Source organism: Verruconatronum alginivorum (assembly GCF_056590205.1).
Window position 1 is genome coordinate 2,524,099 of sequence record NZ_JBWPVQ010000001.1, and the last position, 11,002, is coordinate 2,535,100.

At 61.1% G+C, this 11,002-nt stretch carries 7 protein-coding genes; all 7 read left to right on the forward strand.

The annotated features are described in order from the left end of the window. Window positions 1-7 precede the first annotated feature (7 nt). The 7 genes from ACWUI2_RS08935 (at window position 8) to ltrA (ending at window position 10,865) form a co-directional block, all read left to right on the forward strand. Complete coding sequence (locus tag ACWUI2_RS08935; protein WP_486982508.1) at window positions 8-1,318, forward strand: CapA family protein; 1,311 nt, start codon at window positions 8-10, stop codon at window positions 1,316-1,318. Between the two features lie 206 nt (window positions 1,319-1,524). Beyond that, window positions 1,525-2,292, forward strand: coding sequence for a GntR family transcriptional regulator (locus tag ACWUI2_RS08940; protein WP_486982509.1), 768 nt, complete (start codon window positions 1,525-1,527; stop codon window positions 2,290-2,292). A gap of 15 nt (window positions 2,293-2,307) precedes the next feature. Beyond that, a complete protein-coding gene (locus ACWUI2_RS08945; RefSeq protein WP_486982510.1) occupies window positions 2,308-3,393 on the forward strand; it encodes a Gfo/Idh/MocA family protein in 1,086 nt (361 codons plus the stop codon). Between the two features lie 164 nt (window positions 3,394-3,557). Beyond that, on the forward strand, window positions 3,558-4,502 hold the full coding sequence (locus ACWUI2_RS08950) for a Tat pathway signal protein (protein ID WP_486982511.1): 945 nt from the start codon (window positions 3,558-3,560) through the stop codon (window positions 4,500-4,502). Window positions 4,503-4,651: 149 nt separating this feature from the next. Beyond that, window positions 4,652-7,108, forward strand: coding sequence for a DEAD/DEAH box helicase (locus ACWUI2_RS08955; protein WP_486982512.1), 2,457 nt, complete (start codon window positions 4,652-4,654; stop codon window positions 7,106-7,108). A gap of 347 nt (window positions 7,109-7,455) precedes the next feature. Beyond that, window positions 7,456-8,958 carry a pyridoxal-phosphate dependent enzyme gene (locus tag ACWUI2_RS08960; protein WP_486982513.1) on the forward strand — a complete coding sequence of 501 codons (1,503 nt, stop codon included), beginning with the start codon at window positions 7,456-7,458 and terminating at the stop codon, window positions 8,956-8,958. A gap of 581 nt (window positions 8,959-9,539) precedes the next feature. Next, window positions 9,540-10,865, forward strand: a complete 1,326-nt coding sequence (gene ltrA / locus ACWUI2_RS08965) for a group II intron reverse transcriptase/maturase (protein WP_486981817.1) — start codon at window positions 9,540-9,542, stop codon at window positions 10,863-10,865. The last annotated feature ends 137 nt before the right edge of the window (window positions 10,866-11,002 follow it).

The window sequence follows — 11,002 nt, forward strand, 5'->3', positions numbered from 1 at the left end:
AATACGAATGAATCCGGGCGAATTCAAACTGACGGCGACGGGCGACTCTTTCATTACGCGCCGTTTGTCGCCCGGTGACACCGATGCGGCGGCATTGGCGGAGCTGATGGGGGAGGCGGACGTCCGCTTTACGAACCTGGAGGTGGTGGTGCGGCGGACCGAAGGTTTTCCTTCGGCCCAGAGCGGCGGAACGTGGGCGACCACCGGGCCGGAATCGCTCGACGATCTGCGGAGGTATGGGTTTAACCTCCTGACCTGGGCCAACAACCACACGCTCGACTACTCGCATGGAGGATTGCTCGCGACTCGGGATAATCTGGAGCGAAAGGGGTGGGCCCACGCCGGTGCGGGACGCGATCTGCCGGAAGCCGCCTCGCCCGCATTTCTCGATTGCGCGGGAGGACGGGTGGCGTGTCTGGCGGCGGCCTCCTCGTTTCACGAATCGTGGATCGCGGGGAATCCACGGCCCGACGTGTCAGGTCGTCCGGGAGTGAACCCGCTCAGGTTCGCCGAGGGTTTCCGTGTATCCAGAAAACGGATCAAAGAAATCCAGGTCTTGGCGGAGGCCTGCGGAATCAACGAGCGGCGGAACCTGCGGGTGAAGGAAGGCTTTGATCTCCCCGATCCCTCCGGGACCGTCCGGTTCGGTTCGCACTTGTTCGAGGAGGTGGGCGAGGGTGGAGAGGAAGGGATGTTCACGCGGGCGCATGCCGGAGATCTGGAACGGTTGCACCAGGGGGTCGCGGCGGCGCGGCGGACGGCGGGGTTGGTATTGGTGAGCCTCCATTCCCATGAAATGCGGGGAAACCGAAAGGATCACCCGGCCGATTTTCTCATCGAGGCGGCCCGGTCTTGTATTGATGCCGGAGCCGACGCGGTGATCGGTCACGGGCCGCATATTTTGCGGGGTGTCGAAGTATACCGGGGACGCCCGATCTTTTACAGTTTGGGTAATTTCATTTTTCAGAACGAATCGGTTCCGTATCAGCCGGCTGATTTTTACGAACAGTATCGTATCGATTCTTCGGCGACAGGTTCCGAGGCGATGCGAGTGCGGAGTCAGAGCGGACGCGTGGGATTGGGGATGAACCCAAAGGTGTGGCATTCGGTGGTTGCCCGATGGACGATGCGGAAGGGGGTGCTGGCGGCATTAGAGTTTTACCCGATTTCGCTCGGTTTCGGCAAGCCTCCGGAAGAGCGCGGTTGGCCGAAGTTGACGGATGTTGTCGAACCGTTGGTGGAATTGAAGCGGCTGAGCGAAGAGTTCGGAACGCAGCTGGAAATCGATGGCGGCGTCGCGCGGTGGAGTGGTCGATGAGGGGGCACCGCGATTTCATCCGCCTGTTGGAGTACCCGCATTCATGCGGTTATTGTCCGGTCTCGGGGAGGGTCAGCTCCGTCTGGTCCGCGGCTTCAAACGGGCTGGAAAGCCCGTTCTCCTGTGTTGGAGAGCCGCGTTCATTGCGGGCCCTACCCGGTCTCGCTTGACATCATGTCGTGAAATTGTAGTAACAACTTATCGATATGGGGGGAACCAAGACGAAAGACCGAGCCGGTGTCGCTTACCGCCAGTTGGCGGCGGAGTTCGAGGAGGCGATTCGGTCGGGGGAATTGAAGGCCGGGGAACGTTTACCTCCGGAGCTTTCGATCGTGGAGACCAAGAAGTTGTCCCGGACCACGGTTCGGTTGGCCATCAAGGAGCTGGAGAAGAATTCGCTGGTGCGTCGGCGTCGGGGGTCGGGCACCTACGTGAGCCCGAATCCGGGCCGGGCTTGGCCGACGCGCGCCTCGTTTACGGAGTTTGTGAAGTTGAAGGCGGAACGGATGCATCGGGAGGTGTTGGAGTGCCGGTGGGAGACGGCGTCCGATGGATTGGCGGTGGATTTGGAAATTGAACGGTCAACCGAGGTTCTGCGATTTCGGCGGGTGGACCGATTGGACGGGGTGCCGATCGCGGTCGACGAGGGTTGGGTGGCGACTCCTTATGCCCAACGTTTCGACCGGGAGGATTTGGCTGAATTCGATTTCCAAGCGGTCTGGGGCCGGAAGCAGCCGGAACCGATTCAGCGAACCGCTTTCGAACTTCGAGCCGACGCGGTGGGGAAGGAGTTGGCGAAGCTCCTGGAAATCCGTCCCGGCGCTCCAGTCCTGGTTGAACGCGCCGATTTCTTCACTCGGGCCGGGGGCGCATGTAAAATTCTTACCTGGTATCGACACGATCAATACAGCTTTCGGCGGGTATTTCTGCATGACGAAACCGTTGACGCGGCGCGGGGGGAAGCGTCCGGGTAGTTTGATTTCACACATATGAACACCAATCCAATTAAAGTCGGTATCCTCGGTTTCGGCCGGAGCGGATACGGCATCCATGCCAAGGCGATTCGCGGAATGCGTGATCGTTTCACGGTGGCGGCGGTCTACGATCCGTTGCCCGAGCGCCGGAAACACGATGATTTTCCGGAGGCGAAAGCTTGCGATAAACCGGAGGAGGTCTGGTCGGATCCGGACGTTGATCTGGTGATCGTGGCTTCCCCCAACAAGTTTCACGCCCGCCAGGCGATCGCCGCCTTGGAGGCCGGGAAACACGTTTTGTGCGAAAAACCGTTCGGTTTCACCACGGCCGATGTCGACGCGATGATCGCGGCCTCGAAGCGGTCGGGCAAAGTGTTGCAGGCCTTCCAACAACGCCGGCTCGAACCGGATTTCCAGAAGGTGTTGGAAGTGTGCCGGAGTGGACGGCTTGGGCGGATCACTTTCATTCGGTCCGCTTGGCACGGCTTCAGCCGCCGTTGGGATTGGCAGACTTCTCGTCATTGGGGTGGCGGGCAGCTCTATAATAACGCCCCGCACCCGCTCGACCACGCATTGGAATTGTTTGGTCCGGGCGAACCTGAAGTCTCCTGCGAATTACGTCGTTCGATGGCGCTCGGGGAAGCTGAAGACGAGGTGAAAATCATTCTTCGCGGAAAAGACGCGCCGACGATTGAGATCGAGCTGTTTTGCACCGCGGCGTATCCGCAGGACCGCTGGTTCGTTTGCGGCACCTCGGGCGGATTGCGTGGAACCGCCTCGGAATTGGAGTGGAAGTGGGTCGATTGGTCGTCGATGCCGGAGCGCAAGCTCGATTTGAACCCGACTCCCGATCGGAGCTACAACAGCGAAGAAAAGCAGTGGGAAACCGGTGCGTGGAAATCGGTCGACGGAGCCGACTCCGGCGCGGGCGGGACCCCCGCCAACCAACCGACCCTCGACCTTTACGACAAGCTTTATGGAATCCTCCGGGAGGGAAAAGCGCAGGAAATCACCCCGGAAGCGATCCGGCGGCGGGTGGCGGTGATGGAGAAGTGTTACAAGCTTTCTGGCATTCCGTTCCCCGAGGGAACCCTTACCTGAGGAGCGACCGTCAGGCAAGGGGCCGGAGATGCGGACGTGCAACGACGGCGGCTGAAGCGCGCCGCTCCTTTGCGGAGGAGCGGGAGCGCATTGTTGTTTTATGGTCTAAGGCGTTTGATGAATAGAGGCTCGCCGGGTCGGTGGAGGTAAATCATTGTTGGATTATGGCGCGAGGGAATTTGAAGGAACCGCTCATTTGGGGCAACTTGCTGCATTTGAGTTACAACATGTGGGAGGACCGGATTGCTCCGGAGAGGGAGGTGCGGGGGTATCGTCCCTATCTTCGGTGCGAAGACGTCCTTTGGCGGGAGTTGACCGAGGCGATGGCCGCGGCCGGGATGAACATGGTGGTGATCGACGTCGGCGACGGTATCGAGTTTCCGTCGCAACCCGATATCGCCGTCAAGGGCGCTTGGCCGGTCGCCAAATTACAAGAGGAACTGGCGCGCCTGCGCGGGATCGGACTCGAACCGATTCCGAAACTGAACTTCTCCGCCACCCATGACACCTGGCTCGGAGAATACCATCGGCGCGTATCCACCAAAGAATACTACCAGGTTTGCGAGAACGTGATCGCGGATGTGATCGAGCTTTTCGACCGGCCCCGTTTCGTTCATATCGGGATGGACGAGGAAACGGCCGAGCATCAGCGGTTCAACGACTACGCGGTCATCCGTCAGTTCGATCTCTGGTGGCACGATTTGCTGTTTCTGGTCGATCAGGTGGAGAAACGACAGGCGCGGGCGTGGGTTTGGTCGGATTATTATTGGAACCACCCGGAGGCCTTTTTGGAGAAAATGCCCCGTTCGGTCTTGCAGAGCAATTGGTATTACGGGGAGAAGTTCGACCAAAGCCTTCCGCGGGTCGCGCCATACCTGGATTTCGACGCCCATGGATTCGATCAAGTGCCGACCGGGAGCAATTTTTCGTATTCCGATAATTTCCCCAAGATGGTGGAGTATTGTCTTTCCCGCTTGGCGCCCGAGCGCTTGAAAGGTTTCTTGCAGACCCCTTGGAAGCCGACCATTCCGGAGTTTCGGAACCATCACCTGGAAGCGATCGAAGCGGTGCGAAACGGAATTCAAGCGGCCGCGACGTTTCGCGTTTGAAGCGGATCGGCGAGGCCATATTGCGTTAGGCGCCTGTCTCGATCCGCTCGACGGAATAGGAGGGAGTTTCTCGGCGGGTGGGGAAAGTGAGTTCCGGTCTTGCTCTCGGGGTGGTTTGGGGGAGATTAGACCGGGCAAGGATCATCCCGGTGAATACTCTCGAAATCAGTCTCCAGGTGCCGGATCTCTGGCAGCAGGACGCTTTGCGCGCGTTGCGGCGAGGGGATGACGTGGTGGTGCATGCTCCGACCGGCGCCGGAAAGACCTACATCTTTGAATTGTTGGTGGAGGGCGGTTTCGATCGTCAGGCGGTCTTCACCGTGCCGACCCGGGCTCTCGCCAACGACAAACTCCATGAATGGCGGGCGCGGGGGTGGGATGTCGGCATTTCCACCGGGGATGTCGCCGAGAACCTCGACGCGAAGGTGGTCGTCGCCACCCTCGAGACCCAGAAATCGAAATTTTTGAAACGGAAAGGGCCGGGATTGTTCGTCGTCGACGAATACCAGATGCTCGGCGACAAATCGCGGGGGACGAGCTACGAACTGGCGCTGGCGCTCCTCCCTCCCGGTACCCAGTTGTTGCTGTTGAGCGGCAGCGTGGGGAATCCCGAGCACGTGGTCGAATGGCTCCGCCGGATCGGACGAACGGCGGTGCTGGTCTCGCATGAGGAACGCCCGGTGCCGCAGGAGGAGGTTTTTCTCGAAAGCATCCATGAAAAGGTGTCGAACAAGATCACCGGATTCTGGCCCCGCATGGTGGCGCGGGCCTTGAAGGCCGACCTCGGTCCGATCCTGATTTTCGCGCCGCAACGCAAGGGAGCCGAACAGCTGGCCCGGATGTTTGCCGCCGCTTATCCGATCGAGGACCCGCTGGTGTTGACGCCGGAGCAGCGGCATCTGGCTGGGGATCGGTTGGGCAAGATGTTGAGCCGCCGCATCGCGTATCACCACAGTGGATTGAGTTACCGCCAGCGCGCCGGATTGATCGAACCTTTGGCCAAGGCCGGGCAACTCCGGATCGTGGTGGCGACGACCGGTCTCGCCGCCGGGATCAATTTTTCGATGCGGTCGGTGCTGGTGAGCGACCGCGAATACCGGGTCCATCATTTTCACGAAGAGATCCGACCGGATGAGTTGCTGCAAATGTTCGGACGGGCGGGGCGCCGGGGACTCGATGAAGTTGGATACGTTTTGGTCGCCCCCGGCCGTCCCCGCTTGAGCGACGCCCGTCCGCTCTATTTGCAACGGTCGCGCCGGGTCGATTGGCCGAGTCTGGTCGGAGTCATGCAAGGGGCGGCGGAGCAAGGGCGGAAGCCCTTCGCCGAGGCGGTCAACGCCTGCGAGCGCCTCTTCAGCGTGGAGCCGGTCACGCTCGGGGTGGAGCACAGTCTCCGGACCGGGACGCGGCCCTGTGGATTGTGGGTCGACGCCGAGCGGGCGCGGTTCGCGCAGACGGCGGTGTTGGAAATGCAAAATTCCCGCGGGCGGTGGGAGCCGAAACCGGCGGCACCGACGGCGGGAACCTTGGGAGAGGCGAAGGTTTTTCGAAACGGACGATGGCGTCCGGCGTTGGAAGTGGCGGCGACCCTCGACGGAGTCGGCGAAGGCAATCTCTGTCGTTTGACCGGACCGGAAGGAGAGCGGGGTCGGCGTTACGGACGGGAAATACCAGTGGCGACGCGGGATCCGGAGGATACCGGCCGGGTGCAAGTGGCGAAAGGATTGCGGCGCAAACTCCGGGAACGGAAAATCGACGTCGCCCGGTTCATGCCGGAAGCCGAGTTCCGGGAGCGGGTGGTGCCGTTGGTCCCGTCGGTGAGCGGCGGCGGAGATGTTCGCGAGATAGTGGAGAGGAAGAACACCCTGAGCGTTCGCCTCGATTTTTCGGAGCGACCCGTGGAAGGGTGGCGGGATTCGGAAGAGGCGTTGCTCTTGTCGCCTCCCGAGCGCCGGGAGTATCCGGAAGCGTGCCGGAGTTGCGATCAGTTGGAGATTTGTTCGGGCGGCGAGATGCGGCGGCGTTCGCCCGCGCTGGCTTGGCGGCAATTGAAGTTGGTCGACCGGGAAGGGGCGCCGACCCGGCGGGGGATTGTATTCAGTTTCTTTTACGAAGGGGACGGGCTGGCGATCGCGGCGGCCTTGGAGGACGAGACATATCCGATCGACGAATTGGTTTACGACATCGCCAACCTCCGGGCCGGTTTCCGGTTTTCGGAGGAAGAAGTGGCGCGTGGGTCGCGGTTGGGCAGCGTCTCCCGGGAGACGTATCCGAGAGGAGAATACGCCGGGTATTTGGAGGAAGGGGTGCCGCCCGATTATGGGGACGGGGCGGCGGAAGTGTTGCGGGAGTTGGATTTCAATCCGGCGGGGAAACGGTTGAAGTCGGGGGAGTTGTTGCGACCCGGCGATGTCGAGCGGGCCTATCTGGAATGGCGGAGTTTGCTGCGGCAGATCGCGTTCGCTCCCGATTACGATTGGGACCGGTGGCGTGCATTGCAAGGGGAAGCCCGGGGGATCCTGGAACGGACCGGAACGGTGGCATTGCACGCGGACTTTCCGCCGTTGACTGTGGCGCAGAGCGCGCGGGGCGCGCATAGACGATAGCTGATAGACGATAGACGATGGGTGATGTGTTGGCGTTTGTTGGAGTTCCGGCTTTAGCCGGTCTCAGCAGAGGGACCGCATGAATGCGGGGCTCCGACGGATCGGCTATGACCGTGGATTGACGGTGTTTGCGTTGGAGTTCCGGCTTTAGCCGGCCTTTGCAGGGGAGACCGCATGAATGCGGGACTCCAACGAATCGGATATAACCGTGGATTGACGATGTGTTTGTTGGAGTTCCGGCTTCAGCCGGTCTTTGCAGGAGGGACCGCATGAATGCGGGACTCCAACGGATCGGATATAACCGTGGATTGACGTGGGGGAGGATCGGGCCTAGCGAATAGGCAGGCATGAGAGAGCGATTGGTTCAGGAAATATTGATGGCGCGGCAGCGGGTGTATGCGGTGGGGGCTTCGACGCCGTTGGAGAGGATCGAGGTGCCTTCGTCGGGAGCGGAGGTGTTTCTGAAACGGGAGGATTTGTCACCGATCCATTCCTACAAATGGCGGGGCGCCTACAACCGGATGGCCTTGCTTACCGCGGAGGAACGCTCGCGGGGGGTGATCGCCGCCTCCGCGGGGAACCATGCCCAAGGCGTGGCGATGGCCGCCCGGAGGTTGCAAACGCGGGCCGCGATTTATATGCCGGTTTCGACTCCGAAGATGAAGCAGACGGCGGTGCGGCTGCACGGAGGGGAGGCGGTGGAGGTGATTCTCACCGGCGACACTTACGATGCCGCTTCGAAAGCGGCGCATGAGGCGGCGGCGCTCGGCGACCGGGTGTTCGTCCACCCTTACGATCATATCGCGACCATGGGGGGACAAGGGACGCTGGCTGACGAAATCGTGATGTCGGGGGAAGGCCCGTTCGACGTGGTTTACTTGCAGATCGGGGGAGGGGGCATGGCGGCGGCGGTGGCGTGTTGGTTGCGGACCTATTGGCCCGGGATGCGGATCGTCGGGGTCGAGGGGCGCGACCAAGCCTCGATGGCGGCGGCGTTTGCAGCGGGGGCGCCGGTGACGCTCGACTATGTCGACGTTTTTTGCGACGGCACGGCGGTGAAGCGGGCGGGGGATCTGACGTATCCCCTTTGCCGGGAGTTGCTCGACGAGTTGATCACGGTCAGCAACGACGAAGTGAGCGCGGCGATTCAGGTCTTGTGGGAGACGCGCCGGTGCGTGCCGGAACCGTCGGGGGCGATGGGTTTGGCCGGGTTGTTGCAGCAGCGGGACCAGTTGGAAGGGAAACGGGCGCTCGCGGTCGTCTGCGGGGCGAACGTCGATTTCGCCCAACTCGGCGTGATCGCCCGGCATGCTGGAATCGGGGGCGCCCGGCGGCGGTATCTCCGGTTCGAGATTTCCGAGGAATCCGGTTCGATGCTGCGGCTTTTGGAGGAGTATCTGGACGGGCTCAACATCGTGGAGTTCCAATACGGCAAGGTCGATCCGGAACGCGGATGGCCGGTGATCGGCTTCGACGCGGCGGGACCGGTGCATGCGGCGATGGAGCGGAAACTGCAGGAAGGCGGCATCCGGTATGAAGACGTCACCGGCCAGGAAGACGTGGAGTTCCGGATCATCCATTACCGGGCCCGGATGATGCGGCTGCCGTTTTTCATCAAATTGGAGTTCCCCGAACGGCCCGGCGCCCTGCACGACTTTTTGGCCGGGGTCGCCGATATGACCAATGTCTGTTATTTTAACTACAGTTACAGCGGCGAACGAGTCGGGCGGGCATTGATGGGATTCGAATTCGCCGACGAGGAAAGGCGGTCGCGGTTTCAGAAGAAATTGCGGGAAATGAACTGCACTTTTCGCGAAATTCAACGGGAAGCGTTGGGGCGTATTCTGTGAAGTGGCGGGGCCGGCCCTGTTGGAGTCCCGGCTTTAGCCGGTCTTTGAGTCGGGAGGGGGGGACCGCCTGAAGGCGGGACTCGTGCGTCATCAAGTCGCAAACGTCTGACAGGTGCGAGACCTGTTCCGGGCAAACCGTGCGCTGCCCGCGAATCGAACCGAAACTGCGTCGCCGCGAGGCGGGGTGGAGAGCAACGGAAAGAGAGAATGCAGACCATAACGAAAGTGAACCTGATACGGCCGTCATGCGGGCCGAGCCTGCGGGTTGTTGAGCGAAGGCACGCGCGACGAATGAGTCGCGACTCATGGAGGGCGGATCCCACGGCAAAGCCCTGCCATGGCTGCATGGAGGTGGTTGGGGATAGTATGCATTCAAGGACGTCTGCGATGAAGATGAGAGATCTGATGGGAAAGGCCGACCTGTGTCCGACACCGTCCCGGAACGAGCGCGACCGGGTTACCAACGCTCAGCCAAATCGGACGTCCCGTCGCCCATCAGAAGTCAGAGTCCTCGTAGGAGCGATGAATCCGGGTAACTCCGGAGGAGCAAAGGAGGGCAGGAAGATGAAAGGAAGTCGCTCATGACCGAAGGACCAACCCCGTCGCAAGTGCCGGAAACGGCTATCCAGGACGGACAGGCCCGCGAGTTGCGCAAACGACTCGGAGCCGACCCTTTGGTCTGGACCGATCCCATGCTGGCAGCCCTCAAATCGGGGGTGAAGGGAGGCAAGTGGTTCAGCCTCAAAGACAAACTCTACAGCCGTCGCACGCTGCAACATGCCTGGCATATTGTGGCAAGCCGCAAGGGCGGTGGAGGAGTCGACAAGATCAGCCTGCATCAGTATGGCGAGCAACTCGACCTTCGGTTGGGCAAGCTGGAAGCCAAACTCAGAAGCGGGCGATATGAACCGAACCCGGTGAAACGAGTGTATATCTCGAAACCGGGAAGCAAAGAGAAACGCCCCTTGGGCATCCCGACCGTGGAAGACCGCATCGTCCAAACGGCGATGCTGCTGGTGATCGGACCGATCTTCGAGATCGGGTTCTCGACCCACAGTTACGGTTTCCGTCCCGGACGCGGCTGCAAAGACGCGCTTCGGGAAGTGGACGGTCTGCTCAAGGAAGGATACGAATGGATAGTCGACGCCGACCTCAAAAGCTACTTCGACACGATCGACCATGACATGCTCATGGCGCTCGTGCGCGAAAAGGTGGCCGACGGGATGGTGCTCGACTTGCTGGAATCCTACCTGAAACAAGGAGTGGTCAACGAACTCAAGGACTGGGAACCGACGGAGAAAGGCACGCCCCAGGGAGCGGTGATCTCACCGCTGCTGGCGAACCTGTATCTGAACGGACTCGACCACCTGCTCGCTGCCCGGGGCCACAAGATGATCCGCTACGCGGACGACTTCGTGGTTCTCGCGCGAAGCAGGGAGGAAGCCGAAATGGCCCTCGCCGCGACCTCGGAATGGACTCGCGGGCGCAAGCTTACGTTGCATCCCGAAAAGACGCGGTTGGTGACCCATCGGGAAGGCTTTGAGTTCCTCGGTTACCGTTTTGAAAACGGAAACCGCTATGTCCGGCAGAAAAGCCTGACGAAGTTGCGCGCAACCCTGCGACCGAAAACCAAACGAACCAATGGCGTTTCGCTGAAGGCGATCATCAAGGAGATAAATCCGGTGCTGGTCGGGTGGTTCGGGTACTTCAAAGACGCCCACAAGAACACCTTCGTCTGGATGGACGGTTGGGTGCGGATGCGTTTGCGCAGCATCCTGCGCAAGCGTGCCGGGCGCAAAGGCCGCGGCCGCGGACTCGACCACCAGCGCTATCCGAACAAGTACTTCGCCGAGATGGGATTGTTCAGCCTTGAACGGGCCCATCGGGAAGCGTGCCAGTCTCGATAAAGAGCAATCATCAACCGGAGAGCCGGATGCGGGAGATCTGCACGTCCGGTTCGGAGGGAGGGGCGGGGCCTCGGCCCCGTTCCTACCCCTATCAACGAATGCCCGGCAACGATTTTCTCATGGCCTTCTCCCGCGTT

Bases quoted from the DNA above. Each gene is read 5' to 3' on its own strand.
- ACWUI2_RS08960 (WP_486982513.1), top strand. From the start codon at position 7,456: ATGAGAGAGCGATTGGTTCAGGAAATATTGATGGCGCGGCAGCGGGTG.
- ACWUI2_RS08950 (WP_486982511.1), top strand. From the start codon at position 3,558: ATGGCGCGAGGGAATTTGAAGGAACCGCTCATTTGGGGCAACTTGCTG.
- ACWUI2_RS08940 (WP_486982509.1), top strand. From the start codon at position 1,525: ATGGGGGGAACCAAGACGAAAGACCGAGCCGGTGTCGCTTACCGCCAG.
- ACWUI2_RS08935 (WP_486982508.1), top strand. From the start codon at position 8: ATGAATCCGGGCGAATTCAAACTGACGGCGACGGGCGACTCTTTCATT.
- ltrA (WP_486981817.1), top strand. From the start codon at position 9,540: ATGACCGAAGGACCAACCCCGTCGCAAGTGCCGGAAACGGCTATCCAG.
- ACWUI2_RS08945 (WP_486982510.1), top strand. From the start codon at position 2,308: ATGAACACCAATCCAATTAAAGTCGGTATCCTCGGTTTCGGCCGGAGC.